This window comes from Chitinophaga sp., assembly GCF_039596135.1.
Classification (GTDB): domain Bacteria; phylum Bacteroidota; class Bacteroidia; order Chitinophagales; family Chitinophagaceae; genus Chitinophaga.
In genome coordinates this window covers 225,345-252,344 of sequence record NZ_JBCNKH010000002.1, presented here as the reverse complement: position 1 = coordinate 252,344, position 27,000 = coordinate 225,345, and the positions used below count along the sequence as shown (strand labels likewise).

General features: G+C 45.7%; 21 protein-coding genes. 10 read left to right on the top strand and 11 right to left on the bottom strand.

Going from position 1 to position 27,000, the window contains the following annotated elements:
* Window position 1: 1 nt before the first annotated feature.
* Window positions 2–763, bottom strand: a complete 762-nt coding sequence (locus ABDW16_RS03015) for a methyltransferase domain-containing protein (RefSeq protein WP_343667636.1) — start codon at window positions 761–763, stop codon at window positions 2–4.
* Window positions 751–1,704, bottom strand: a complete 954-nt coding sequence (locus ABDW16_RS03010) for an ABC transporter ATP-binding protein (RefSeq protein ID WP_343667635.1) — start codon at window positions 1,702–1,704, stop codon at window positions 751–753. Before ABDW16_RS03010 ends, ABDW16_RS03015 begins: the two co-directional genes overlap by 13 nt.
* 100 nt (window positions 1,705–1,804) lie before the next feature.
* Here ABDW16_RS03010 and ABDW16_RS03005 point away from each other — a divergent pair, with 100 nt between their 5' ends.
* The 3 genes from ABDW16_RS03005 (at window position 1,805) to ABDW16_RS02995 (ending at window position 4,366) form a co-directional block, all read left to right on the top strand.
* Complete coding sequence (locus ABDW16_RS03005) at window positions 1,805–2,752, top strand: aldo/keto reductase (RefSeq protein ID WP_343667634.1); 948 nt, start codon at window positions 1,805–1,807, stop codon at window positions 2,750–2,752.
* A 148-nt stretch (window positions 2,753–2,900) separates the two neighbouring features.
* Window positions 2,901–3,668, top strand: coding sequence for a ferritin-like domain-containing protein (locus tag ABDW16_RS03000; RefSeq protein WP_343667633.1), 768 nt, complete (start codon window positions 2,901–2,903; stop codon window positions 3,666–3,668).
* Window positions 3,669–3,688: 20 nt separating this feature from the next.
* Complete coding sequence (locus ABDW16_RS02995; protein WP_343667632.1) at window positions 3,689–4,366, top strand: DUF1361 domain-containing protein; 678 nt, start codon at window positions 3,689–3,691, stop codon at window positions 4,364–4,366.
* Here ABDW16_RS02995 and ABDW16_RS02990 read toward each other — a convergent pair.
* Complete coding sequence (locus tag ABDW16_RS02990; protein WP_343667631.1) at window positions 4,363–5,772, bottom strand: sugar MFS transporter; 1,410 nt, start codon at window positions 5,770–5,772, stop codon at window positions 4,363–4,365. The genes ABDW16_RS02995 and ABDW16_RS02990 overlap by 4 nt on opposite strands.
* 185 nt (window positions 5,773–5,957) lie before the next feature.
* Between ABDW16_RS02990 and ABDW16_RS02985 the strand changes: the two genes are divergently transcribed.
* Complete coding sequence (locus ABDW16_RS02985) at window positions 5,958–6,671, top strand: NUDIX domain-containing protein (RefSeq protein ID WP_343667630.1); 714 nt, start codon at window positions 5,958–5,960, stop codon at window positions 6,669–6,671.
* A gap of 114 nt (window positions 6,672–6,785) precedes the next feature.
* Window positions 6,786–8,156, top strand: coding sequence for a 4-alpha-glucanotransferase (gene malQ, locus ABDW16_RS02980; protein ID WP_343667629.1), 1,371 nt, complete (start codon window positions 6,786–6,788; stop codon window positions 8,154–8,156).
* Window positions 8,157–8,233: 77 nt separating this feature from the next.
* Here malQ and ABDW16_RS02975 read toward each other — a convergent pair whose 3' ends face one another.
* Window positions 8,234–9,700 carry an RICIN domain-containing protein gene (locus ABDW16_RS02975; protein WP_343667628.1) on the bottom strand — a complete coding sequence of 489 codons (1,467 nt, stop codon included), beginning with the start codon at window positions 9,698–9,700 and terminating at the stop codon, window positions 8,234–8,236.
* Between the two features lie 148 nt (window positions 9,701–9,848).
* Between ABDW16_RS02975 and ABDW16_RS02970 the strand changes: the two genes are divergently transcribed.
* From ABDW16_RS02970 to ABDW16_RS02960, 3 genes are all read left to right on the top strand, one after another.
* On the top strand, window positions 9,849–10,181 hold the full coding sequence (locus ABDW16_RS02970) for an MGMT family protein (RefSeq protein ID WP_343667627.1): 333 nt from the start codon (window positions 9,849–9,851) through the stop codon (window positions 10,179–10,181).
* A gap of 90 nt (window positions 10,182–10,271) precedes the next feature.
* A complete protein-coding gene (locus tag ABDW16_RS02965; protein WP_343667626.1) occupies window positions 10,272–11,348 on the top strand; it encodes an aldo/keto reductase in 1,077 nt (358 codons plus the stop codon).
* 3 nt (window positions 11,349–11,351) lie between these two features.
* Window positions 11,352–12,143, top strand: coding sequence for an AraC family transcriptional regulator (locus ABDW16_RS02960; protein WP_343667625.1), 792 nt, complete (start codon window positions 11,352–11,354; stop codon window positions 12,141–12,143).
* A 100-nt stretch (window positions 12,144–12,243) separates the two neighbouring features.
* Here ABDW16_RS02960 and ABDW16_RS02955 read toward each other — a convergent pair whose 3' ends face one another.
* The 3 genes from ABDW16_RS02955 to ABDW16_RS02945 all read right to left on the bottom strand — a co-directional run bounded on the left by ABDW16_RS02955 (window position 12,244) and on the right by ABDW16_RS02945 (window position 18,916).
* Window positions 12,244–16,083 carry a gliding motility-associated C-terminal domain-containing protein gene (locus ABDW16_RS02955; protein WP_343667624.1) on the bottom strand — a complete coding sequence of 1,280 codons (3,840 nt, stop codon included), beginning with the start codon at window positions 16,081–16,083 and terminating at the stop codon, window positions 12,244–12,246.
* Window positions 16,084–16,531: 448 nt separating this feature from the next.
* Window positions 16,532–17,992 (bottom strand): serine hydrolase, encoded by a 1,461-nt coding sequence (locus tag ABDW16_RS02950; RefSeq protein WP_343667623.1) that lies wholly within the window; start codon window positions 17,990–17,992, stop codon window positions 16,532–16,534.
* A 120-nt stretch (window positions 17,993–18,112) separates the two neighbouring features.
* Window positions 18,113–18,916, bottom strand: a complete 804-nt coding sequence (locus ABDW16_RS02945; protein ID WP_343667622.1) for an AraC family transcriptional regulator — start codon at window positions 18,914–18,916, stop codon at window positions 18,113–18,115.
* A gap of 237 nt (window positions 18,917–19,153) precedes the next feature.
* Here ABDW16_RS02945 and ABDW16_RS02940 point away from each other — a divergent pair, with 237 nt between their 5' ends.
* Window positions 19,154–19,840, top strand: coding sequence for a DUF4397 domain-containing protein (locus ABDW16_RS02940; RefSeq protein WP_343667621.1), 687 nt, complete (start codon window positions 19,154–19,156; stop codon window positions 19,838–19,840).
* A 232-nt stretch (window positions 19,841–20,072) separates the two neighbouring features.
* Complete coding sequence (locus tag ABDW16_RS02935) at window positions 20,073–20,618, top strand: hypothetical protein (protein WP_343667620.1); 546 nt, start codon at window positions 20,073–20,075, stop codon at window positions 20,616–20,618.
* Window positions 20,619–20,784: 166 nt separating this feature from the next.
* Here ABDW16_RS02935 and ABDW16_RS02930 read toward each other — a convergent pair whose 3' ends face one another.
* From ABDW16_RS02930 to ABDW16_RS02915, 4 genes are all read right to left on the bottom strand, one after another.
* On the bottom strand, window positions 20,785–22,218 hold the full coding sequence (locus ABDW16_RS02930; RefSeq protein WP_343667619.1) for a TolC family protein: 1,434 nt from the start codon (window positions 22,216–22,218) through the stop codon (window positions 20,785–20,787).
* Window positions 22,211–25,378 (bottom strand): efflux RND transporter permease subunit, encoded by a 3,168-nt coding sequence (locus ABDW16_RS02925; protein WP_343667618.1) that lies wholly within the window; start codon window positions 25,376–25,378, stop codon window positions 22,211–22,213. Before ABDW16_RS02925 ends, ABDW16_RS02930 begins: the two co-directional genes overlap by 8 nt.
* A 24-nt stretch (window positions 25,379–25,402) precedes the next feature.
* Window positions 25,403–26,497 (bottom strand): efflux RND transporter periplasmic adaptor subunit, encoded by a 1,095-nt coding sequence (locus ABDW16_RS02920; RefSeq protein ID WP_343667617.1) that lies wholly within the window; start codon window positions 26,495–26,497, stop codon window positions 25,403–25,405.
* 107 nt (window positions 26,498–26,604) lie between these two features.
* Complete coding sequence (locus ABDW16_RS02915) at window positions 26,605–26,994, bottom strand: hypothetical protein (RefSeq protein ID WP_343667616.1); 390 nt, start codon at window positions 26,992–26,994, stop codon at window positions 26,605–26,607.
* Window positions 26,995–27,000: the final 6 nt, after the last annotated feature.

Below are 27,000 nucleotides of genomic sequence, written 5' to 3'. Positions count from 1 at the left end.
TTTATTTGTTGATATACAACTTCGTATTATAAGTAATCGTTACCTCACCATCCCTTTGATGCCCCTCAAACAATTCTGTCAGCGCCTGCATCATCTCCGCATAATTTTTCTGCCCGGGTTGCGGCATATAAGAAGAACTCAATACCTGTCCTTTCAGCCCTTCAAAGTCCAGCTGCTGGCTATGCCTGAAGTATTGTACCTCCATCGCAGCAGGTGCAAAAAACGCTGTCAGCTCCGGTTCATGTGCCTTCCGGATTTCATGATAATCTGTACCATACTTAGCCTTGATATCTTCATACCCTTTGTCAAACGAAGAATCCAAAGTACGCAGGTTCCAAAGGAGCGCTATATGACCACCGGGCAATAAGATCCGGTCAAATTCCCTGCGCGCCGCCACGGGATCTATCCAGTGAAAAGCCTGTGCCACCGTAATCAGCTGTACTGACTGATCAGGTAAACCAGTGGCTTCTCCTGATCCATTGAGAGAAGAAAAATTGGGGTAGTCATTCAACTGTGCTTCTGCCGCTTCACGCATCTTTGCATTCGGCTCTATGGCATACACAGTCCAGCCTTTTTTTAACAATAATTCTGTCAGTATACCCGTACCTGACCCAATATCTGCCACCGTTGCATCACTGGTCAACCCACCTTTTACCTGCAGAAAATCAAGTAACGCATCAGGGTAGGTAGGGCGGTACTTTTTGTAGTTCTCTACCCTGTCTGAAAATCTTTCTTTGGAGTTTAACTTGTCTAAATACGCCATATGCTATCAGGTTTTATAGCCAGATATACAGTACTTCCCTTTTTAGGCTGTACATCAGTAGTTCTTACAAGCAGGGACCCTCCCGGCACCTTTACGCGCACCTCATAAGCACTCCCCATGTAATTGACCTCTTCTACAATGCCTTTAATCCCGGATTTATAGGTGAACTGTAAATTCTCCGGCCGGATAAATGCTTTCTCTTTGCCTGTAAGCTCCAATACTTTCGCATCTACCAGGTTATAAGGCCCAAACAATGCAGCTGTATATTCATCTACAGGATGATTGTATACATCAACCGGCGTGCCTTTTTGCACAATCAAACCATCTTTCACTATCAGTATTTCATCTGCCCAGGAAAGTGTATCCTGTGGATCATGTGATACAAGCAGACAGGTAAGGTCCAGCTTTTCACCTATGTCGCGGATAACAGTTTTCAGTATCTCTTTATGTGAATAGTCCAGGTTGGAGAAAGGCTCATCCAGCAGGAATAATGTAGGGTTACCAATTAACAGGCGGGCCATCGCCACGCGTTGTTTTTCTCCACCAGACAGCTGATCGGTTCTTCTCTTCATCAAATGACTGATCCTGCATATGTCATAAAGCTCAGCCGCTTCTTCGTCCGTCATTTTATTGGCATATTCCAGCACTTGTTCTACCCGGTAGTTCAATCGCAGCTCGTAGTGCTGGCTCAGGTAAGCGATACCGGGTTCACCAGGAAGCAGTCTTTCATGTGGGCCTTTTACCCGCACATCTTCGAATCGTACTTCCCCTTCATCTGCCTGCATTAACCCGGCTATAATCTTCAGTAAGGTACTTTTTCCGGAACCGGAGGCGCCTACAATTGCAATCTGCTGGTGTTTTTCCTGCGAAAAATTAATGCCTTTCAATACCCATTCACCATTCTCCTGTTTACGGATCCCTGTTACTGTTAAAAAACTCATAATAAAACAAAAGTAAAAGAAATCTACAATTAATTGCCTCCATTTTACAAACCCTGCCATTGCCATTCGAGGTACTTTTATCCTCTCAAATTGATACACGATGAAAAAGATTACCATAGGAAAAACAGATTTGCAGGTGGCCCCTATCAACTTTGGTGGCAACGTATTTGGCTGGACTTTAGACGAAAAACAATCATTTGAAATGCTGGACGCTTTTGTCCATGCCGGCTTTAACTTCATTGATACGGCAGATACCTACTCCTGGTGGGTGGATGGGAATAAAGGTGGCGAATCAGAGGCTATTATTGGTAAATGGATGAAGGCCAGGGGTAACCGGGACCAGGTTGTCGTGGCCACCAAAGTAGGCGCTCAGAACAGGGAACATAAAGTAGACGTGAGCAAAGCACACATCCTGAAATCAGTAGATGAGTCATTGCAACGTTTACAAACAGATCGTATCGATCTATACTATACACACTTTGATGATAATGTGACCCAGGTAGAAGAGACTTTGTCAGCTTATGAGCAAATTATCAAAGCAGGTAAAGTAAGGTACATTGCCGCTTCTAACCTCACACCGGAGCGCCTGACCGAATCACTGAAACTGGCAGAAGAAAAAGGGTTGCCCCGCTACCAGGCTTTACAGCCACATTACAACCTGGTAGAGCGTAGCAATTTTGAAACGAATTACCAGCCTATTGCACAGCAGTATGGTTTGAGCGTAATGCCTTACTGGTCACTGGCAGCAGGTTTTCTGACAGGCAAATACCGTTCTGAAGAAGATTTTAAGAAGAGTGTACGTGGTGAGGGAGTAAGAAAATATTTGAATGACAAGGGTATTGCCGTATTGAATGCGCTTGACAAGGTGGCGGCCAAACATCAATCTAAACCTGCAACAGTTGCACTGGCATGGTTGCTGGCGCAACCTACTATTGCAGCACCGGTAGTGAGTGCTACAAGCCAGCGCCAGCTGGAAACGCTGGTAGCAGCACCAGCATTACAACTGGATGCAGAAGACCTGGGATTACTGGATCAGGCCAGCAAATAATTGCCCTGCTATTTTAACTTTTTCTTGAAAGGCCGGCCGCAAGCCAATCTCCTTCAAAAATCGCTTCTATTTTTCAGCAGAAGCGATTTTTTTATGCCCTGTAAAAATAAATTTCATTTACTTTGTAATACAAAGCACTTTCATAGACATGAAAACAAGTACCCAATGGATCGCTCATTTTGAGCAAAATGCCACCAAACACAGGGTTGACTGGTCCATTCCCCCAGCCATCACCCCACAGGAACTTGCCCCCATCCTCCGCTCTCTTCAGGCATGGCAACTGGGCGAAACCTCTGACGGCAGCCACCTGCTACGCGCCGCCACCAACTACGCCAACAGAATCAAGGACCCGGCCTATATCACTGCCGTTCAGCTCTTTATAAAAGAGGAGCAGAAACATGGTAACAATCTAGGCCGCTACCTCGACGCCATCCATCAACCTCGCCTAAAATCTGACTGGGGTGATACCCTTTTCAGAAAATGCCGCTACTTCAATACCAGTATGGAATTCTGGACCCTCACCGTACTTACGGTAGAGAGCGCCGCCCAGGTATTCTACCAGTCACTCAAAGATGCCAGCAACTGCACTTTGCTCAAACAGATCTGTACAGATATCCTCATTGACGAAGCCCCTCATATTGAATTCCAGACAGAACGCTTCGCGCTATTGTTCAGAGAAAAATTTGTGCTGTACCGCCCTTTCTGGCGTGGCTTTTACCAGCTGGCCTTCTTTTCTATCTCGCTCGTCGTATGGATGGGTCATCATAGATTATTCAAAGCAGGTGGAAATACCTTCTCGTCTTTCATCGAAAAAATGATGTATAAATATCATAAGACGATTGCCCGGGCAACCTCTCCCATCCCACATCCCCGCTATACCTATGCACCATCACTGCAGCCAAAAACAGTAAATTGAGCATGAATAACCTAACCATTATGTTGAAAAGAATTTCCCCACTCGAAAAAATGCTGGGTATCGCCATTGCTTTTACGATGACACTTCTTGTCGTACGCGTGCTTCGCTATCATGAATATTTCTATCTCTTCTATATCTGGAACACATTTTTAGGGGTGTTGCCCCTGATTTTCAGTCGTAAACTTGCTAAGCTTTCCGGCATCAACCTTCGCACTATAGGCATCCTCACCTGCTGGCTGGTGTTTTTCCCTAATGCACCATACATGATCACAGATCTCTTTCACTTCCATGAAAGACCACCTGTGCCGCAGTGGTTCGACCTGCTCATCGTTTCTTCAGCAGCATGGAATGGGCTCCTGCTGGGTATCATCTCGCTTATGCAGGTAGAGCAATTCCTGTTCCGCCACCTGAAAGGTCCGTGGGTAAAAGTGATTGTAGCCGTGAGTTTTATTCTCTGTGGGTATGGGGTGTATATTGGCCGCTTTCTGCGGTTCAACAGCTGGGATGCTTTGACCAACCCGGAAGCATTGCTGTTCACAATGGCGGGTCACCTGTTTAAACCATATGATCACCTGGGCACATGGGCGTTCAGTATAGGTTTTGGGGGTATGTTCGGGATTATCTATTACACTTTACAACAACTACATCATCATAAAAAAAGCGCCCCTCAAAACGAGGGACGCTTTTTTATATATTAGTGTCCTGACTTCACAGATGTCATTTCCAGGTTCTTAAACCGCTTCATACAATACACACCGAAACTCAGCACCACTGCATAGCAAATCAACGGAACGATCAATGCATGTTGTACGCCAATAGCATCCGCCAGCGCACCCTGTATCACAGGCATAACCGCACCACCCAGGATCGCCATCACCAGCAGAGATGAACCCTGGCTGGTATAAGTACCCAGCTTGGCAATCGCCAATGTATAGATATTGGAGAACATGATGGAGTTAAAGATACCGATACCTACAACGCTGAACATTGCAATCTCGCCCTTGTTAATGATGGCACTCGCCAGCAGGAACATATTGATCAGGGAGAAAATAACCAGTGTACGTGCAGGAGCAGAACGACCCACCAGGAATCCTACAAAGTTGAGCGCAATGAAGATCAGGAAGAACGCAATCTGGTCAAACGGCATACCTACCAGCAGGTAAATTACCACAAACACTGCCAGTGCTGTCACCAGCATATACGCTGCTTTCCTTGCCTGACTCATGGTATGGCTCAGGGAGATAGCACCTACAAAACGGCCTATCATCGCACCACCCCAATACAAAGCCAGGTATTTCTTAGCCTCAGTTTCCGGCAAGCCGGCAATATCGTGCAGCCCCAGGAAGCTAATCATAAAACTACCCACGGCTACTTCGCCACCTACATAACAGAAGATGGAAAGCACACCTCTTTTCAGCTGTGGAAACTGTAGTACTCCCAATCCTTTCGGTTGGTCTTCTTCATCTACTGCAAATGCAGGCAGTTTTACACGCCAGATCAGCAGCGCTACCAGCAGCAGGATGCCTGCAAAAATCAGGTAAGGAATTCTCGTTGCTGCGGCACTGAAACCACCATTTGGATCCTTGAACAGTTCAAAGATCAGGTGACCACCTAATATAGGCGCTATCGTAGTACCAAATGAGTTAAACGCCTGTGTGAGGTTCAACCGGCTGGAAGCACTATCTTCCGGCCCCAGCAGTGACACATAGGCATTCGCGGTAATCTGCAATACGGTAAAGCCCAGGCCCAGCACAAACAAGGCGCTCAGGAACAAGCCATACATGCCATACGTAGCAGCTGGCAGGAATAATACGCAACCCAGCGCTGACAGGATAATACCAAAGATGATCCCTTTTTTGTACCCCACTTTGTTCACAGGGTCCCCGTTGTAATAAGAAATAATGAAATAGATCAGCGAACCGATAAAATACGCACCGAAGAACGCAAACTGAACCAGCATCGATTTAAAGAAGGTGAGCTGGAACAACTCTTTCAGGTAAGGGATCAAAATATCGTTCATACACGTGATAAATCCCCACATAAAAAACAATAACGTGATCGTGATCAGTGGAATTGCATTGTTTCCTTTCTTATGATTGTTCATAACCCGGACTTACGTTTCATTGTTAAAGTTGGCAAAACACAAACATACGTCTATCTGAATCATTTTTGTCAAAAAAAAAGCCAAAAACTTTCAAAATCATACAAGTTTCCGTGCCATAGAAACGAGAATCAGGCAATTCCGCGGGTTAAATCATCACTAATGTTAAATCTATTTATCTTTGTCGTATGCGGAATACTGATATTGAAAAAGCCAGCGAGGCGTTATGGAAAAATGCCCTACCTCACCTATCTGTCGACTGCGTGGTTTTTGGTTATCACCAGGGCAGCTTCAATGTACTACTGGCAAAAATGAAAGGAGATAACAGCTGGATTCTCCCTGGCGGTTATATTCAAAAAACAGAATCGATTGATGATGCGGCTAAGCGAATCCTCTTTGAACGAAGTGGTGCGGAAAAGGTGTTCCTGGAAGTATTCGGGGTATTTGGAGAGCCTAACCGCTCCCAGGATTATTTTGTAGAGTACGACGACAACCTATGGCACAAGATGCGTTTTGTTACCATTGGTTATTATGCTGTAATAGACCAGTCGCAGGTGACACTTGTTCCCGATATGTTCAGCGATGCCTGCGAATGGATGCCGGTCTACGAATTGCCGGAAATGGTCATGGATCATCGCCAGATCATCGATAAAGCGCTTGAAAAGCTGCGGGATCAGCTGTATCATAAGCCGATTGGGTACAACCTGCTGCCGGAGATTTTTACATTGCCACAACTGCAAGCCCTCTACGAGAAAATTATGAACCAGAAGTTCAATAGGGGGAATTTTTACAGGAAGATCATGAAGGAGAATATATTGATTAAACAAGGGGAGGCAAAAACAGGGGGCGCGCATAAGGCGCCGCATTTGTATAAGTTTGATCCGGCGATTTATACTAAATAAACCGTTCAAAAAATGACGAGGCTTTGGTCTTTGCGCCTGTCGCACATGCACATCCCCACAATTTAATAATACCACCTTCACCGGACTGGCACAGAAGTAGCTGTACCTTCACATATGACAACTCTTTCACAACGTAGTGCCGGTATACTTCTCCATATCACCTCCCTCCCCGGGCCTTTTGGCACCGGCGACTTAGGTCCGTCTGCCTATCATTTTGCAGATCAGCTGCACCTGGCAAAGCAACGCTACTGGCAGGTACTGCCGATCAACCTTGTACATCCTGAACATTTATCTCCTTACAGCCCTATCAGCAGCATGGCAGGTGAGCCATTCATGATAAGCCCGGAACTGCTGGCAAAAGAAGATTTACTGACCCCTGCCCAGCTCAGCAAGTGCCACATGCCTGTTTCGGATCAGGCTGATTTTGCAAAGGCCATTCCTATCAAATCGGCCTTGCTGGAAATCGCTTACCTGAACTTCGTTCAAACTGCAGATCAATCAGCATTCGAAACCTATTGCAAAGAACAGGCACACTGGCTGGATGAATTTACGAATGTACAACGTGAAAAATGGTACCAGTTCAAATTCGACCAGCAATGGGCTGCACTCAAAGCCTATTGCAATGCCAGGGGAATTCTGCTCTTTGGAGATCTCCCCTTTTATATGCATGGCGATGCCAGCGATGTAAAAGTTCATCCGGAGTTCTTCAATCTGAATGGAAAAGGTGGTGTGCCACCGGATTATTTTAGTGAAACAGGACAGTCCTGGAATGTACCTGTGTACAATTGGGATGCGCTCAAAGCAGATAATTACAGTTGGTGGGTGCGCAGAATGCAACGCAACCTGGAACGGTTTGATATCATTCGCCTCGATCACTTTCGTGCCTTTTCTGCTTATTGGGAAATTCCTGCCGGAGAAACCACCGCTGTGAATGGGCAATGGAAACCCGGCCCGGGGGCAGACTTGTTTCAAAAATTGCAGGAGTTATTTCCCTCCATGCCTTTTGTAGCAGAAGATTTAGGTACCATCGATGCACCGGTGAGAGCTTTACAGGAGCAGTTTAATTTAAAAGGCATGCGGGTATTGCAGTTTGGTTTTGGTGACGATATGCCACAGAATGATCATGCCCCGCATCATTTTATTTCGAATGTGGTGGCGGTAACGGGTACGCATGATAATAATACATCGCGGGGATGGTATGAGGAAGATGCGGATCGTAAAACAAGGTTCAACTTTCAACAATATACAGGGTTGAAAATAGTTCCTGAAAAAGTAGCCCGCATGCTGAGCAGGATCGCCTATGCTTCTGTAGCAGATATTGTGATTTTGCCTATGCAGGATGTATTGGGATTGTCGGGGAATGCAAGGATGAATCATCCTTCCGGGGGTAAAAAGAATTGGAGATGGAGGATGCTGCCGGGGCAGTTTAAGAAGAAAAAAATAAAACGGTTGAGAAGGTGGGTGAAAGTATATGGCCGGTGGTAGATACAATTAGCAAATTCCGGCAATAAGGCATGGGAAAGAGCGTGTATTTCTATCTTGAGATACACGCTCTTTTAATCTTACAACGCCGTTATCTGCCACTGCTGATTCGCGCCACTATTCCAGTTCCACTGTATCACAGTTGCCCCATTCGTCGTAGACGACGCATTCACATCCACCGCAAACCCACTATTCCTGTTCAGTATTTTATAATATCCAAATCCAATATCAATCACCTGCCACTGCTGATTCGTACCACCTGCATAATCATATTGTATAATGCCCGTACCCGCAGTTGTAGACGCTCCATTCACATCCAGCGCCTTTGCACTATTCTTATTGATGATAGACTGATAGTTACTACCCAGCGCATTGAATGTCCACTGCTGATTCGCACCACCCCAATAATCCCATTGATCAATAGCTGCACTGTTAGTTGTAGATTGATTATATACCTCCAATGCTTTGCTGCTGTTCCTGTTGATTACTTTGTAATAAGTACCTGAGGTAAAAGATGCATATGGCGGTGTGATGGTACCTGTACCCCATGCATATTTCAGGCGGGTAAGACCGGATGTATTATTGGTAGTCAATGCAGAACCAGTCGAAGTGAACATACTGTAAGTATCGCTGGTTCTCAATCCTGGCCAGTATACACAACCTACCCCCTGGTCATGGAGTGAATTGGTCATTCCCTGTAAATAGGTGTTGTTTACATTGGAACCAGGTGCACCGGTGTAATTTGTACCATCTGTCATCACTGTACCAAATTCAGTAACGATTGTTCTGGTTGGATAAGACAATGATTTTACCGGTTGTTCCCAATCAGCAGTGGTCGTTTTGCCGGATTCAAACCAGGTGTAATCGTGGAAAGATAAGAGACAACTGTCAAAGCGGGTATCTGCACCGATGGTATTCACGTCAGAAGAATACCCTACGCCATCTAATACAAACCGGTTCTTAGGCACACCCGGATACCGGGTTACAAATGTATTATAGAGCGTTTTCAAATCGCTCGCACTATATCCATGCGGTTCATTGAAACACTCAAAATACACGAGTGTGTTAGATTTGTAATTGGCAACAATCGTGTCCCACATCTGCCAGAAAGTAGTGGTGTTGTCAATCAGGCCATCGCGGGAGGAAGAGCCTTCCCAATAACCCAATAGTACTTTCATGTTTTTGGAAGTTGCCTTGTCGATAGCACCTTTGTAAGTAGACCAGAAAGAACTCACTACCGTAGCAGGATTGACAGGTAGCCGTACGGTATTCGCGCCGGCAGCAATAAAGCCGTTGAGAATGTAGTCGGCTTTGGTTTGCATACTGGCGTAGGTATCTGTAGAGACAGTGCCCGAGAGGATCAGCGCATCATCGGCAAAATTGTCTCTGCTATCGGCCCAGTTGACGCCTTTGAAATCGCTGGAGGCAACGGCTACAGCTACTACAGCAGTGGTGTTGTTCAATTGGAGTGTCGACAGATCTGCCTGTTCTTTATTGCAGGCAAAGGCAAGCATTGCGCTTGCAATGAGGGTTAATTTGGTTTTCATAATCGTGAGAATTAATTGTATAATTTACAATTAAAAAACTATTCTGAGAAATCATTTTATCATGTGAATCATCTCAATTGTCTATTTGAGAGATCATTTTACCAACTGTGGACTGGGCAAATTACCTTAGGTTTCCTACATTTGAAATATGCAAAACGATCCGGACTTCAACAAACTCGTCTTCGACATCGCCCGCTCCATTCCCAAAGGTCGTGTCACCTCTTATGGCGCTATTGCCAAAGCCCTTGGCAAAGGCAACCTCTCCCGCATGGTAGGCCGTGCAATGGGACTTGTAGATGGTGAAAAAAAGCCCGTTCCTTTTCAGCGGGTAGTCAATAGTCAGGGCTACCTAACCGGCGATCCCAGGCATATTGCTGTTCGCAGAAAACTCCTTGAAAAAGAAGGGGTGGAAATAAAGAACGATAAGGTGGTGAATTTTAGAAATATCTTCTGGGATCCATCTGAAGAAATTGATATTTAAATTCCGACTTTTAAACAAAGCAATTCCGCCTTTTAAACAAACCACCTCACCCCCGCAGCGTCTAATTTTGCTATCACAAATTATACGCAAATGCAACTCGACGCTTTCAAAACACTCGGCCGCTCCGGCCTCAAAGTAAGCCCTCTCTGCCTGGGCGGAATGACCCTTGGCGACGACTGGAACTGGGGCGCAGACGCCGCCACCGCTGCTCAACTCATCCAGCAATACACCGATCTTGGCGGTAACTTCATCGACACCGCCAATATCTACACCAATGGCCACTCCGAAAAAATAATCGGCGATACCATAGGCAGATACTCTTCCAAACGCAACCGTACAGTAATCGGCACCAAATGCAGCGCCAATACCCTGCCCGGTAACCCTAACGCCGGCGGAGGCAGCACCCAATCCATCCTCTATAATGTACACGAATCCCTTCGCCGGTTACAAACAGATTATATCGATCTACTCTGGATTCACCAATGGGACTGGAACACGCCTTTTGAAGAAACTATGCGTGCCCTCCACCACCTCGTCACCAGCGGAAAAGTAAGGTACATCGGCGTTAGCTATGCCCCGGCCTGGAAAATTGCACAGGCACAAACTACCGCCCTCTTAAAAGACTGGACACCATTCATTGGCCTGCAAATAGAATACTCCCTCTTAGAGCGTTCCATAGAAGATGAACTCATACCCATGGCAGCTGAATTAGGTTTAGGTATCACCCCATGGTCTCCGCTAAAAGGAGGTATTCTCTCCGGGAAATATCAACCCGGTAATCAAACCGGCGACAGTCGTATGGGGAACGCATACCAACTCAGTGAAAAAGAATTGAATGTCGTTGAAAAGGTAAAAGAAATCGCACAAAGGCATAACGCCACTCCCGCTGCCATCGCCCTCGCCTGGGTACTGCAAAAACAATCTACTACCTCCATCATTCTCGGGGTACGTACACCAGCACAACTGGCACAAAACATTGCCGCCCTGGAGGTCACCCTCACCCAACAGGAAATGAATGAATTAGACACTATTTCAACGCCACCTCCTACCTTTGTAACAAATTACAAAGAATATAGCCGCAGTTTCGTGCACGGCGGCATTGAAATAAATGGTCTGAAAGCCGCACCACTGCCTGCGTTTCAACAAATGACACCCGGTAAATATTAAGATATGGAATATAACGGAGCCCCCATCAAAGGAAGTGTATTTCTATCCTGTTCAAAGGAAAAGCATTATAGCCGTGAAGTGATCCTCCCTCAGCATGCGCTGCTACACATCTTTGATGGGGAGCTTCGTGTTCATTACGGCACGCAGGAGAAGGTATATAACAGCGGTGACACTGTCCTGATTCCCCGCAATCAGTTGTGCAGGCTCGCCAAGTACCCGGTGGGTGAAAAACAATTTACATCCATTTCCATTTTATTCCCGGAAGAGCAATTACGAAAACATTTCGAACCTCATATGGGGGGTAAACATACCGGTCATCTTAAAATCGCCCACCATCCCCTGCTGGAAAGTCTGTTCAATTCGCTCCGGCCTTATTTTTCTATGCATGAAGAATTGCCCGCGGATCTCGCCGCACTCAAAATAGATGAGACAATAACGATTCTGAAAAGAGTAGATCAGCAAACCAGCCAGGTGCTGGCTACCTTCGATGAACCAGGGAAGATAGACCTGGGAGAATATATGGAGCAGCATTATATGTATAACCTGCCATTAGAAAAATTCGGCTACCTCACGGGAAGAAGTCTCACGACGTTTAAAAAAGATTTTAAACATATCTATCAGACTACTCCCGGGAAATGGCTGACGCAAAAAAGATTAGAGCTGGCGCATTACCAGATTTTTGTGCAAAAGAAAAAGGTTTCTGATGTGTACCTGGATACAGGTTTTGAGAACTTATCACATTTCTCATTTGCTTTTAAAAAACAATATGGGTATAATCCTACTACTGCTAAATAGCAAAAAGCGCTTTTGCCTACGGCAAAAGCGCTTTCATTGGGTGGAATACTTTTTTGCAGAGCTAAGTAATCTTTCGCAGGTTTACATTATCATTCAAATACTATCTCGTTATCACCACACTACCACTCTGTTCAATATGCTTCCCTTCCGATGTCACCGCACTAATCATATACACATACGCTCCTAATGGTGCCTGCTGACTTTTCTGCATTCCATCCCACCCCGCATTCACATCGTGCGACTCAAACACCAGCTGCCCTATCCTATTAAACACCTTCATCACGAACACCATCGGCAGGTCAGACGTCTTCACCCTAAACACATCATTCAACCCATCTCCATTCGGTGAAAACGCCGTAGGTAAAATATAATAAATCTTACAATCAGGACTCAAACTCAAATGAACTGCTGCCGTGCCCATACACCCAATGGCATCTTTACCTGTCACTGTATAAGTTACATCGCCTTTAAAAGTTGCAAGTACACCGGCCCCGGAAGAAGCAGATAAATTCGTAGCCGGGCTCCATTCATAAGTCGCTGCACCAGTCGCGCTCAATGTCACTGTATCATTGATACAATAAGTCCCCGTCACCGGTGTCACCCGGATCTCCGGCGCCACTCCTACTGATACCACTTTCTCTACCTTCACTTCACACTGACCATCATATGCAATCATTGAAACCGTATACTCTCCCGGATCATGCCACAATACTTCATAAGGCCCGGGATCATCGCCACTCACACTCACGGCATTATAAAAATTCCAGGTATAGAAAGCCGTTTTCGATTGCGCCGGTACCAGTGTCACCGTCATCGGTGTTCCCGCACAACCACCACTGGTCGTAAAGTCTGCCACCGGACTTTGTTTCACTGTCACTGTCATCGGGGCCCGCGCACTTTCACAACCATCCGTCTGACTCACATAATATGTAATCGTACCCGGTATCAATATTGAAGGTGTAGGCGCTGTAGCGGACCCTGTACCACCGGAGGAGGATGTATACCACAGTAAATTCACGCCCTCTGCTGTAACCGGTGTTGCCGTAGCATACTGGCATATAGTCAATGGCGTTACAACTGGTGATGAAGACGCACGCACCGTGACCTTTAGTGCTGCACGATCACTTTCACATCCTGCAGTCTGAGACACATAATAAGTCGTTGCCCCTACTGACAATGTAACAGGTATCGGCGCTGTAGAAGATCCCGTACCGCCTGTAGAAGATGTATACCATTTTAAATTCGTACCCGTAGCTGTCAGTTGCGGCACCGCCTGGTTCAGACAATAATCCAGATCACTCACCAGGGGCGGTTGTACCTGCGCACTAATAGTCACTGACAGTTCAGATCGTTCACTCTCACAACCACCGGCATCCTGCTGGGTCACCCAATAATGAGTAGTACCCAAACTATTTGTGTTAGGTGTAGGTGCAATAGATATACCTATACCACCGGAAGCAGAAGTATACCACAATAAGTTAGTACCTGATGCTGACAATGCCGGCGCCGGCGCATTTTGACAATATGTAAAATCATTCACGATCGGCGGCGTCGCCTGGCTACCAATCGTCACTGTCAACGCTGCACGGTTACTTTCACATCCCGGATTTTGTGTTACATAATAAGTAGTCGTGCCATTTACCGCTGTTGATGGTGTAGGCGCCGTAGCAGACCCTGTACCACCGGCAGCAGTCGTATACCATTTTAAATTCGTACCGGTCGCTGTCAATTGCGCAGCTGTTGAACCTATACAATAAGTCACATCCGATACTGCCGGTGCAGCCGGAATGCCTTTCACAGTTACCTGCAGTGGTGCACGATCACTTTCGCAGCCTACTGTTTGCGATACATAATAATAAGTTACGCCTATTACTGTGGTAGCCGGCACTGGTGCTGCGCTAAGCGCTGTACCACCTGTCGCCGCAGTATACCATTTTAAATTCGTACCTGTTGCTGTCAGTGCCGCAGCTGTTTCATATCTACAGTAAGCCACATCTGTGACTACCGGTGCTGGTGCATTACCGGTCACTGTCACCTTTATTGGTGTACGCACACTCTCACAACTACCTGTTTCTGTCTGTGTCACATAGTAATAAGTGGTACCATTTACAGTTGTTACAGGTGTAGGTGCAATAGCAGAACCAACCCCGCCTGTGGCGTATAAATACCATGTCAGGTTAGTGCCTGTGGCAGTCAGCGGCGAAGCTGTTGCATTTGTACAATAAGTCACATCTGATACAACAGGTGCAGCAGATGTAGACGTTACCGTTACATTGAGTGGAGAACGCGTACTCTCACACCCACTGGACACTGTCACTTTATAATAAGTAGTTACACTCGGTGTAGTAGTGAATGGTGTAGGCGCTGTGGTAGTACCTGTGCCACCGGTAGCCGTGGTGTACCATAAGTAAGCTGTACCCGTAGTTCCTAATGGCACCGCAACAGCATCCTGACAATAAGTAACATCAGTAACTGTTGGTGCTGTAGGCTGCGTGCTTGTATATGCTGTCACCTTGGTACGGCTACTTTCACAAGCACCCGCCGTCGTTTGCGTTACATAGTAATAAGCATATCCAGCAGTAGTGGTAACTGGCGTAGGGGCAGTAGAAGACCCGGTACCACCTGTGGCAGCAGTATACCAGAGCAGGTTATCGCCGGTTGCTACCAGCGGGGTAGCATTCATATTCTCACAAAAGTATTGCAGACTGGCCGTCGGCGCAGCGGAGATCGTTTTTGTAGATTCATAGATACCTATATCCAATGTCTTGTTCACACGTGGATTCCCATCATAATCCGTCGTACTACTCCCAATCATAGGAATAATCGTCGCATCTATCACAGGTGAACAGGGGGCCACATGAAAATCATAATTTGATGCATCTGTAAATTGCGGATCACTGTTTATATTGCTGGAAGGCAGTCCTGCACTGGCTGTATAAATATCATTGTCGTGCCAGGTGATTGTTGCATCACTGAAGTTAGAAGCACCATACTCCGCACCCGTTCTCCACACAATGGCAAATTCTATATAAGGTCCACCTGTAGCCCCATTCGCCAGAGAGTTGTATGCCAGGTCTTCTCCATTGTTCCAAAACACGGAGTTGTCCATCCAGGGTCTGTGAGCACTGGTAGTTCCATCCAGGATGTTGGCCACGACAGAACCATGCCCGGAGGTGGCGTTATTATCAATGAAGATACAGTTGTCAGTATAATTATTCCCCCAGCAGGCACCTTTGAAATTAAAAGACAAAGCACCACCTGCAGTATAGGCGGTATTATTCAGAAAGATACATTTTGATACCTTGGTTGTGATATAGGGCGTGCTGGTGCCTGTAGCAATGCCAATGCCACCCATACCAGCCCCGTAAATAGCGTAGTTATTTGTAAACGTGCAGTTGGCAATCGTTCCTGCCACTGTCGGTTGTGCAGCATCTGCATAGAGGTTCACGCCGCCGCCTGTATTGTACATATTAGCCGTCAGGTCAGGAAAATTGTAATCAGCCTGACCATCCCTGATCGTAACGCCATCTACCAAAGCGTTGATGATGCGTAGTACACTATAGGAATTGTCCGACGCAATGCCGGTAGCCCCGATATCTCCACTCAGGATGGTGATATTGGTCTTCCAGTTCCGCTGCGAGAGCAACACTTCTGTACCATTAAACCCGCCATAGATCACCTGCGAAGGTTTAGGAGAAAATGCAATTGTTCTGTCGCCGGTGGTTGTAGGCAGGTATGTACCCTGCGCCACCCAGAATGTATCTGCCTGATTCCCCGCGGCTAATGCTGCCGACAGGTCATTGTAGGCAGTAGCCCAACTCGTACCGGTACCGGGTGTAGGGTTGTTCACATTGACGTAAATACGGTTGAAAGAAAATGCCGCTTGCAGAGGAAACAATGCAATAATCAGCCACAGGCATAGGCTTAGTAGTTTGGACATTTGTTATCTGATTAAAATTCAGGGTCGTAGAAATGCTTCTAAATGTTGGCGGTCCCCTTCAGACAAAAGTATAATAATATTTAGATTAAATTACATTTAATATATCTGCTCTTTAATTGATGTAAGCGGGAATTTGGCGTGCGCAGGCGGGAATATGAGGATGTCAGCTTGCGAGGGTCATCTGGTTCCTGGAGTTATTTCTGGTAGAAGCATTTTAGGGGGGCATAAAATTGTAGGGGGGAGGTATTCTTCCATTATCTTATTCACGTTTTTGGGGGGGGTAATAAGTTGCCGGAAGGATGTACGCTTTCGTCATCTTATCCACGTTTTTGGGGGTTAATAAATTACCGGGAGGATATACGCTTCCCTCATCTTATCTACATTCTTGTGGTTTAATAAATTGCCGGGAGAATGTATTCTTCCATCATTTTATCCACGTTTTTGTGGTTTAATAAATTGCCGGGAGTATATATTCTTCCATCATCTTATCCACCTGTCCATGTGCATAAGGCATATTATAAGCGGTAGCGGTGATCACAATCACCAGGTCTTTAAAAATATAAATCTTGTTCCCCCCATTGCCTGAGCAATAGTAAGTTTCATACTTTCCATATTTCTTATTCCAGAACAGGTAGCCATAAAATTCATTTTCCCTGCCAGTGATTGGTAATTGATGAGAAAGGCTTTTCTCCACCCATTCAGCAGGAATAATTTTTTCATTCGCATAGGCTAATCCAAACTTTGCAAAGTCCAGGCTGTTCATACGTATACCGCCTGCGGTATTGGGAGCGTGTTGTGGGGTGTATTGCCATTGGTAATTAGTAATATGCAGTGGAGCGAAAAGTACTTTATCGGCATATTTTTCCAACCCTCCGGGAATGATTTTATCAAGCGTACTTCCCAGGAGCATGACACCTGCTGTGAAGTAATGCCACTGACCATGGTATTTGAGCGTATCTACAGGAAGGTTCAAAGTAAATTGTACCCAGTTCTCAGTAGGGTACATGTTTTCCTCATTGCCCGGTGAGTTTTCATCACTGTCATCACCATCAAAGGGAGAACTCATAGTGAGCAATTGTTTCAATGTGATGGTTGCTTTTTCCTTTGGAAGTGTATAAAACTCACCTAAGGTTTGATTTTCTGATTTTAAATATCCATCACGGATAGCGAGACCTGTTAATGCCGCTGCAAAGGTCTTTCCTACAGAACGAACATCATGCAGGCTATTCCGGTTGTTGCCGTCGAAATATTCTTCAAATAAGATCCTGTTATTTTTGATAGCGACCAGGCTGGTGATATGGCGGAATACACCGGCTTCAACCTGGCCTTTTAATAATTTTAACTTGTTGGTATCAAACTTCTCTTTAGAAACAGGCAAGTCTTTGTAAGGTTGAACTTTGGCAAGTGGTAATGGCGCTGCAGGAGTTGTACGCTTTACATGTAGGGTGAACTGTCCTTCGGCAATGATCTCTCCTATTTTCAGATCGGGGATTGTTACATAGGGACGTAATTCAATTTTTAGTGTGTGAGGTCCTTCTGTTAATGCTTTTTCACCTCCGTTATTCATGAAACGGTACCAGGCAAACTGGCTCCAGTAGGCACCTTCATGCTGGTAATCAATGAGTGGCTTTGTCCATTGCTGCTCATGGGGATCAGGGAATCCCGGCCATAGTTCTGTATGGTAAACCAGGTGGTTATCCACATAAAATGAAAACTGGTAGTTCCCTTTTTTCCACAGGGAATCAGCAGGTGCCAGTTCTTTTAAATAATTAATCAGCGGTTGTTTGAGATTTACTGTGATAGACAAATTCGATTTATTCGTAAAGACAGAATCGCCGGAAAATATGATGGACTGGGCATGAATTTGCGCCGTCAGTAATAAACAAATAATGAGTAGGTATCTTTGCATGGTCAAATTTAAAGATGGGAAGTGCTTAAAAATAGAATCCTGTTAACATTTAAATTCAAAAGACAGGATATTCTTAAAAATAGAATCTCGTTAACATTCAAATTTAAAAATGGACCGTTCTTAAAAATAGAATCCTGTTAACATTTTGCGATAAGCCAGTGGGGTCATTTGCTGAACCTGTTTAAACTGGCGGATAAAATGACTTTGATCCGCAAATCCACAGGCGGCAGCAATGGAACTCAAAGTATGATTCTTATCTCCCATTAAGCTGAGGGCTTTCTGCAATTTGAGTTGCCGCTGATAATCACTAAGGCGTGCCTTAAAATAAACAGGGAATGTTCTTGATAAGTGTACAGGATGTACTTGTACAGCAGTAGCCAGTTCTTTCAAGGTATACAAATGACTTTCCTTGTCATCATGCAAGAGCGCATCGAGTCTTTTTACCCATGCAGGGAGATTGGCAGGCACTACACCTGTAGTGGTGAATAATTCTATCAGTAACGTATCAATAGCTGCACTGCAATCCTGTTCCTTACTCTCCCTGAATATCCGGTACATCTGTAATTTTTGACGCGGATCTTTGAGCCGCACACTCCCTTCAATAAGATTGTCAGGCAGGTCATATTGCGCAAACCAACCGGGGTTAATTTCAATATGAAACCCACGGGTAAAACCGGGTGGCTTGATATTATAATGTGCATCCTGCCAGTGGTGAAAGAGCAGGTCGCCGGGGCTGCAATGATAGATTTCCCGCTTATTTCCTTCTATGACATGCCCTTGCAGGATAAAGGTAAAGTAGGCATTTTCATGGTAATGCCAGTCTACCTCCGGCAGGGTGTATTCCGTGTCGGTCAGGGTCAGGCCATTTTGCTGTAAGCACTGGTTGGTCTGGCCGTAAAATTGTCCTGTCTGGCGAGCGATCATAGTCCGGATTATTCTGGCATTACAATTCAAGATATTACCATAATAATTAAATCTACGCAAATTATCCGCTTAAGATTACATTTTGTCCGTTTCGTTACAATTTCCCTTCTCCTCCCCTCCCACAGCTTTTACCTTCACTATATCATCAAACCAGTTCTATCAATCCGGGGATACCTATGCCCGTACATAGCCATCGTACTGTACCATGGCCGTATCTAAAAAACAAAAAGATCAATTATGAAAATTACAAAAAATGCTGGCAGCGTATGGTTAGCCAAATCTCTTTTAGCATTAACTGTGCTATTTACATCCTGCGAAAAAAATAATATTGACGCAACAGGGGCCATTGACCTAAAAGTAGTAAATGCTGGTCCGGTCTCCACTCCACAAAGCTTTTACCTGGCAGGAACAGCCCTGGTAAATGGCGGACTTGCATTCACCAATGCATCCGGTTATATTAAAACTGTCTCTGGTACCCGGCTGGTAGCAGAGTATAGGAATGATAGCACCGGTAGTACTTATGCAGAAGGTGAATTGTGGGTGGGCGATGGTAAAAGTTATACTGTGTTCTTAGCAGGTGGGAATGGAAGCGAGCGTGTGAAAGTATTTGAGGATGACCTTTCTGCTCCTGCCAGTGGTAAAGTGAGAGTACGATTTATCCATTTAAGTGACGATGCCCCATCAGATATAAAGATTGAAGATTCGGCCGGAAATGACCTGGTTACGAATGTGTCGAGGAATATAGCAAGTGGCTATAAGACCGTAAACCCTGGCACCCTTTCTATACGGGTATATGGTACAGCATTGAATGGGAATGTCGGGAACTATGAATTTTCCGATTTATTGGCAGGTAAGGTCTATACCGTTTATTTGGCTGGTGTTTCCAGCACTGGAACCACTGCTCATTTGATCGTGCATAACTAAAAATAATAGTTCAGCATTTGTGAATAAAGAAACAGGGATTGACGGAGAAAGGATGGCGAAGCTTCGGTAAGATATCATCATTTTATCGTCATTACAAGGTCACTAAATAGGCACCTCATTATCTAATCGATAATGAGGTGCCTATTTAGTGACTTTATTTTATCAATTTGATGATCTCTTCATATTAAAGTCGTACATTCAGTGTATTGTTTGAACCTCAAATTTTAGCCTTATGGCCATTGTAAAAGACAACAATCTGCTCCTGCAACACGTGCGGGGCACACTAGGTGACCAGATCACCATCTATGAGCGAAACGGCCAGATTATCGTAGCCGTAAAACGCGGAAAATCCACAAAGAAACCGACTCAGAAACAGCTCGATGTGAGATGGAAAATGACTGTTGCCAGCGCATATGCGAAAGTGGCGATCCAGGATCCTGTGGTCAAGGCTTATTATAAGTCCCTGGCGGGGCCTGGGCAGAATGCATATAATATGGCTGTGCGGGATGCGTTTCATTCGCCACAGATACAGGATATTAAAATAGAATCCACAGATGTAGTTGTGGTGGCAGCGAAGAATGAGTTTCGGGTAGCGTCAGTGAGCGTGAGAGTACAGGATGAGCGAGGAAAGGTAATTGAGGAAGGAAGGGCGGTGCAGGAAAGGAATGGCGTGAATTGGAGTTTTAAGGTGACGCAAATGCCGAAAAAAGGGCGGATAAGGGTGTTGGTGGAAGATTTGCCGGGGAATGTGAGTGTGAAGGAGTTGCTGTTGGAATAAACATTACTTAACTCAGTGTGATTCCTTGCAAATCATTTGTTAAGGAAGAATTCCTTATTCTACGCAGGATATGCGTAGAAAACAGTCATGGCTTGAATAGACTAATTAAAAAAAGGCCGGAGAAATACTCCCCCGGCCCTTCACCTCGTAAAAATTAAAACCGCGATCAATTCCAGCCGCCGCCCAATGCCTGGTAAATATTCACCACCGCATTCATCTGCTGCTTCTTAGTTTCGATCAGCTCAAACTTCGACTCCAGTGCATCACGCTGGGTCATCAAAACCTCTAAATATTCCGCCCGGGACGACTTAAACAAGTCATTAGAAATATCTATACTCTGCGTCAGTGCATCCACTTCTTTCGACTTCAACTCATAACTCTTCTCCAAATTTCCAATCTTAGACAACTGGTTCGTCACCTCCCTATAAGCATTCAGCACCGTCCGCTCATAATTATACACCGCCTGAACCTGCTTAGCACTCGCCGTCAAATAAGAAGCCTTAATCGCATTCTTATTCACCAACGGCGCCGCCAAATCCCCAGCCAATGAATACATCAGCGAAGCTGGTGTAGAGAACAAATAAGAAGGACTATACGCCTCATACCCAATACCACCACTCAATCCCAATGACGGATAAAACCGCGCCTTCGCTACCCTGATATCCAGTCTCGCCGCTGCCAACTCCAACTCTGCCTTCCTGATATCAGGACGATTCGACAACAAATCTGCCGGAATACCCGCATGTACTATCGCCGGCACCTGCTCATTAAAGCCCTGTGTATTTCTGGCGATCGGTTGTGGATAACGACCTAACAGGAAGTTGATCTTATTCTCTGTCTCTGTTATCTGCTGCTTGATATCATACTGCAAACTCTGTGTATTCAACACCTCCGCTTCGAATTTACGCACCGCCAGCTCGGTTGCCTTCGCTGCCTCTTTCTGTAATTTTACAATCTCAAGTGCGTTCGTCTGAATTTCGATGTTCTTCTTCACAATCTCCAGCTGGTTATCCAACGCCAGCAACTCATAATATGAATTTGCGATCTCAGCAATCAGGCTGGTCACCACAAAGTTCTTACCCTCCACACTGGCCAGGTAACGCGCCACCGCTGCTTTCTTCTGGTTGTGCAGCTTGTGCCAGATATCCACTTCCCAGTTTGCATATAAGCCTAATAAAAAGTTCGGCACCGGATCAGGCATTGAATGCCCTTCACGGATCTCCGTGTTCTCCTCCATCGCACCGATATTGGTATACCGCCCTACCTTATCCACATCCGCACCTACTTTCACGCCTACCGATGGCAGGTACTCACCTTTCGAAGCCCGCACCTCATTGTTCGCAATCTGGATCTCCTGCAGGGTGATATTCAACTCCTGGTTATTCTGCAGTGCCGTATCAATCAGCGCCGCCAGATAAGGATCTGTGAAATACTCTTTCCACTTCACCTTGCCGGTGTTCGTAGAATCCTGCGTGCTACTGAAACTCGCTGGCAGGTTTTTGTTTTCCTGTTTATCAACAACAGCCGGGATTTTACACGCCGAATACGTCAGCGACAGACAGGCGATCCCTAAGCAATGGTATATCTTTCTCTTAAACATTATGGTCAAATTCTTCAGTTAATGGATTCTCTTCTTCATTCTTCAACAACTTCCGTTTCTCTGCAATCTTGCCGAAGATGAGGTACAGTCCTGGTACTACTATTACGCCGAATACAGTACCTAACAACATACCACCTGCAGCTGCCGTACCAATTGTACGGTTACCAATCGCACCCGGACCTGTGGCATACACCAGCGGAATCAGACCTGCGATGAAAGCGAAGGAGGTCATCAGGATCGGACGGAAACGTGTTCTTGCACCTTCTATCGCTGCATTCACCACAGAATCTCCCGCACGATGCCGCTGCACCGCAAACTCCACTATCAACACCGCATTTTTACCCAACAACCCAATCAACATTACCAAACCTACCTGTGCATAAATGTTATTTTCCAATCCCATTATTTTCACCAACAGGAAGGAACCAAACACCCCCGCAGGCAGTGACAGGATCACCGCAAATGGCAGCATGAAACTTTCGTACTGCGCCGCCAGGATCATGTATACGAACACCAGACAGATCAGGAAGATGTAAATCGCTTCATTACCACGGCCTACTTCATCCTTCGTCATACCACCCCAGTCAATACCATAACCTCTTGGCAATGTCTGCTCCGCTACTTCCTGTATCGCCTTAATCGCATCACCACTACTATACCCCTGTGCAGGTGCACCTTTGATAGCAGATGATGTAAACATGTTATAGCGGGTAATTTCATTCAGTCCATAGAACTTCTCCATCTTCATGAATGCAGACATCGGCACCATTTCTTCCTTGTCATTCTTCACATACAGCTTCAGAATGTCTTCCGGCAATGCCCTGTACTGTGGCGCTGCCTGTACCATCACCTTGTACAAACGACCGTAACGGATAAAACTGGTTTCGTAGTTACTACCTACCAGTGTAGACAAAGTGTTCATTGCATTCTCGATAGTCACTCCCTTCTGCTGCGCCACATCGTTATCGATCTTCAGCATGTACTGTGGATAAGAGGCACTATAGAACGAGAAGATAGATGTCAGCTCCTTACGCTTCTGCAACGCATCTACAAAGTCCTTGTTTACCTTTTCAAATTTCTTATAGTCTGCAGTACCGGTCTTATCGAGCAAACGCAAGTCCAGACCGCCCGCAGCACCATAACCAGGTACGGCTGGTGGCTGGAAAAACTCGATCGTAGCACCCGGAATATCTTTGGATTTTTCTTCCAGTTCACGGATGATCTCTTCTGCCGATTGCTTACGCTCTGTCCAGTCTTTCAGGTTGATCAGACAGGTACCTGCGTTGGAACCTGTACCTTCCGTCAGGATCTCATAACCTGCCAGTGCTGATACTGAACTGATACCATCAATCTTTTCGGCGATCTTCTGTAAGCGCTCTGCTATTTCGTTAGTTCTTTCCAGCGATGAACCCGGAGGCGCCTGGATGATACCATAGATCATACCCTGGTCTTCGGCAGGAATGAAGCCGGAAGGCAAGGTAGTACTGATTCCCCAGGTGAGCAGACAGAAGCCGATCAACATACCCCAGGTCACCGTTCTTACATTCACAATCTTCTTCAGCAAACCAGTATAGCGCCCGGTCAGTCTTTCGAAGCTCCTGTTGAAAGCATCGAGCCCTTTGGTCATCAGGTTTTTCTTCTTCGGCTGACCATGATTATTCTTCAGGATCATCGCACACAATGCCGGAGTAAGTGTCAGTGCCACCACACCAGAGAGTACGATAGATACCGCCATCGTGATCGCAAACTGCCTGTAGAACACGCCTACCGGCCCTGTCATGAATGCTACCGGCACGAATACCGCTACCATCAGGAAGGTGATGGCGATTACCGCACCCGCAATTTCATGCACCACTTTTTTGGTAGCCATATATGGTGAAAGATGTTCTTCTTCCATCTTAGCATGCACGGCCTCCATTACCACAATCGCGTTGTCCACCACGATACCGATAGCCAGTACCAGTGCAAAGAGCGTGATCATGTTCATCGTCAGCCCAAACATACCCATGAAGATGAATGTACCTATCAGCGATACAGGCACCGCCAGTGTAGGGATCAGCGTAGAACGCCAGTCGCCGAGGAAAATGAATACCACGATACCTACCAGCACAAAAGCTTCTACCAGTGTATGTATTACCTTTTCGATAGAGGCGTCGAGGAACTTAGATACGTCATAACTGATCGCGTAATCCATACCCGCAGGGAAGGTTGTTTTCTTCAGTTCCTGCAGTTTCTCTTTTACTTCTTCAATAACCTTGCTCGCATTACTACCATACAGCTGTTTCACTACAATCGCGGCAGAAGGTCTGCCATTCAGGTTGGAATAGATATCGTAAAATAAGCTACCGAATTCAATATCTGCCACATCTTTCAGGCGCAGCAACTCACCGTTTGGATTGGCGCGCAGTACGATGTTTTCATATTCTTCTTTGGTACTGAAACGACCGGAGTATTTCATTACATACTCAAATGCCTGTGATCTTTTACCAGAGCTTTCGCCGGTCTTACCAGGAGAAGCTTCGAGCGACTGGTTGCCCAATGCTTTCAACACTTCTTCGGAAGAGATCTTGTACGCCAGCATACGGTCTGGCTTCAGCCAGATACGCATGGAGTATTCACGTGTACCAAGTATACGGGCACTACCCACACCCTGCAAACGGGTCAGCTCAGGCATGATGTTGATATCGGCGAAGTTGTACAGGAACCTTTCATCCGTTTTCGGATCTTTAGAATACAGGTTCAGGTACATCAACATTGCAGGTTGCTCGAGGGAGGTGAGCAGACCTTCGCGGATTACCAGTGGTGGCAGTTTGTTGAGCACCTTGGCAATACGGTTCTGTACGTTGAGGGATGCCGTGTTTGGATCGGTACCCAGGTCGAAAATGATCTGGATGTTGGCTTCACCGGTGTTGGTGGCATCAGAAGTCATGTACTTCATACCAGGCACCCCGTTGATAGCTCTTTCCAGCGGAATGATTACAGTTTTTACCAACAGCTCACCGTTCGCACCCGGATACTCTGCCGAAACCTTTACGGTCACCGGCGAGATAGCAGGGAACTGCGTGATGGGGAGCTGGGTGATACCCAATATTCCTAAAAAGACGATTAGGACGGATATGATAATTGAAAGGACAGGCCTTTTAAGAATATTACTGAACATTTAAATACTTTTTGGATACTTAGACTATTCAGCCTTCAGTCTCAGATGCGAGATTACTTTAGCTGGTTCCTCAAACTCGTAGGTGATCTTGTCATTGTCTCTCACCTTCTGCACGCCTTCGAGCAGTATTTTGTCAGTTTCAGACAGTCCGTCTCCTATTACAAACAGGTCAGGCATTTCAGCTGCTACAATGATTTCCTGTGATTTTACTTTGTTATCCTTGTCTACGATAAATACATAGTGTTTGTCCTGTATTTCGAAAGTTGCTTTCTGAGGAATCACAACGGCATTTTTCAGTGGTACGACCATCTGAACTTTACCGGTTTCTCCATGTCTGAGCAGCCCTTCAGGATTAGGGAAAGTAGCACGGAAAGCGATGTTCCCCGTTTCGTTGTTGAATTCACTTTCGATGGTTTCTACATTACCGGTGTGTTTGAACACTTCGCTGTTTGCCATGAGCAGGTTCACGGGCATTTTGCCTTTCTTTTCTTTCACACCTTCTTCATAGTTCAGGTATTCAGGTTCAGATACGTTGAAGTACACGTACATCTGGCGGTTGTCAGAGAGGCTGGTGAGCAGTTCACCTTCATCTACGAGGCTACCGAGTTTCAGTGGCAGGCGGTCGATGATACCATCAAAAGGAGCTTTGATGTCGGTAAATGCCAGGTGTACTTTGGCCAGTGACAGTTCGGCTTTTGCTTTGGCCAGGTTAGCCTGCGCCATTGCCAGTTCATTTTTTGATACAACGTTTTTGTCAGCAAGGGATTTTGTGTTCTGCAGTTCTATTTCGGCTGCCTGGGCTTCTGCCTGGGCTTTTTCCAGTTCTGCTTCATACACTTTGGGCATGATTTTGAACAGGAGCTGGCCTTCTTTTACAAACTGACCTTCGTCTACGAAGATGTTCTGTAAGTAGCCTTTTTCCTGGGCCCTGAGTTCAATGTTACGGAAAGAGCGTATCTGGGATACGTATTCTTTGGTAACGGAAGTGTCCATTTTGACAGGAGTGGTCACGAGGTACCTGGTTTCCCCTTCTTTTTCTTCCTCTTTCTTTGATGATTTACAGCTTGCAAAGCACAACAGTGCATACAAGCCCACGACGAGCATTGAAGTTCTCTTCATAATAAGGATGCGATTCTATTTTTTTAAGTGGTGTGCAAATGACAATAAACTTCCGTATCCTATGGACGTGGAAGTAGTAAGCAATAAAAACACTGGTTGGCAATATATCAGATGCGTAGCACGCCATGCCTTATATAAAGGCTAAGTGCAGTACTGGTTGCAGGATATGAATCAGGAAGAAAATACGGGTGAGGATTGTCGGTAGCGGGTGGGGAAAAAACAGTGGTAAAGTTGTTGCCAATAGCGAGGTGCTTTTTGAAACCTGACATTTCATCAGTGTCATCCTCATTATTTGTCTCGGTGAATTTTAAATTTAACCGCTCGAACTTGCGTGGATGATTGCGGATATTCAACACGTCATTTCCCTGCTCCATGAATACTAGCATCCTGACGGCCGCTGTCGAGACATGGTCCCGTGGCGTAGTGGCCTTCAGGTGACTATACCCGGTGAGCAGGATACAGAACGAGAAAAAAATCCTTATGAGTAGCTTCATCATCTGAAC

Coding starts and splice junctions, on each gene's coding strand:
- ABDW16_RS02925 (WP_343667618.1), bottom strand. CDS start 25,378: ATGTTCAGTAATATTCTTAAAAGGCCTGTCCTTTCAATTATCATATCC.
- ABDW16_RS02985 (WP_343667630.1), top strand. CDS start 5,958: ATGCGGAATACTGATATTGAAAAAGCCAGCGAGGCGTTATGGAAAAAT.
- ABDW16_RS02955 (WP_343667624.1), bottom strand. CDS start 16,083: ATGTCCAAACTACTAAGCCTATGCCTGTGGCTGATTATTGCATTGTTT.
- malQ (WP_343667629.1), top strand. CDS start 6,786: ATGACAACTCTTTCACAACGTAGTGCCGGTATACTTCTCCATATCACC.
- ABDW16_RS02945 (WP_343667622.1), bottom strand. CDS start 18,916: ATGATCGCTCGCCAGACAGGACAATTTTACGGCCAGACCAACCAGTGC.
- ABDW16_RS02995 (WP_343667632.1), top strand. CDS start 3,689: ATGTTGAAAAGAATTTCCCCACTCGAAAAAATGCTGGGTATCGCCATT.
- ABDW16_RS03010 (WP_343667635.1), bottom strand. CDS start 1,704: ATGAGTTTTTTAACAGTAACAGGGATCCGTAAACAGGAGAATGGTGAA.
- ABDW16_RS02935 (WP_343667620.1), top strand. CDS start 20,073: ATGGCCATTGTAAAAGACAACAATCTGCTCCTGCAACACGTGCGGGGC.
- ABDW16_RS02975 (WP_343667628.1), bottom strand. CDS start 9,700: ATGAAAACCAAATTAACCCTCATTGCAAGCGCAATGCTTGCCTTTGCC.
- ABDW16_RS02920 (WP_343667617.1), bottom strand. CDS start 26,497: ATGAAGAGAACTTCAATGCTCGTCGTGGGCTTGTATGCACTGTTGTGC.
- ABDW16_RS02950 (WP_343667623.1), bottom strand. CDS start 17,992: ATGCAAAGATACCTACTCATTATTTGTTTATTACTGACGGCGCAAATT.
- ABDW16_RS02970 (WP_343667627.1), top strand. CDS start 9,849: ATGCAAAACGATCCGGACTTCAACAAACTCGTCTTCGACATCGCCCGC.
- ABDW16_RS03015 (WP_343667636.1), bottom strand. CDS start 763: ATGGCGTATTTAGACAAGTTAAACTCCAAAGAAAGATTTTCAGACAGG.
- ABDW16_RS02960 (WP_343667625.1), top strand. CDS start 11,352: ATGGAATATAACGGAGCCCCCATCAAAGGAAGTGTATTTCTATCCTGT.
- ABDW16_RS03000 (WP_343667633.1), top strand. CDS start 2,901: ATGAAAACAAGTACCCAATGGATCGCTCATTTTGAGCAAAATGCCACC.
- ABDW16_RS02940 (WP_343667621.1), top strand. CDS start 19,154: ATGAAAATTACAAAAAATGCTGGCAGCGTATGGTTAGCCAAATCTCTT.
- ABDW16_RS02915 (WP_343667616.1), bottom strand. CDS start 26,994: ATGATGAAGCTACTCATAAGGATTTTTTTCTCGTTCTGTATCCTGCTC.
- ABDW16_RS02965 (WP_343667626.1), top strand. CDS start 10,272: ATGCAACTCGACGCTTTCAAAACACTCGGCCGCTCCGGCCTCAAAGTA.
- ABDW16_RS03005 (WP_343667634.1), top strand. CDS start 1,805: ATGAAAAAGATTACCATAGGAAAAACAGATTTGCAGGTGGCCCCTATC.
- ABDW16_RS02930 (WP_343667619.1), bottom strand. CDS start 22,218: ATGTTTAAGAGAAAGATATACCATTGCTTAGGGATCGCCTGTCTGTCG.
- ABDW16_RS02990 (WP_343667631.1), bottom strand. CDS start 5,772: ATGAACAATCATAAGAAAGGAAACAATGCAATTCCACTGATCACGATC.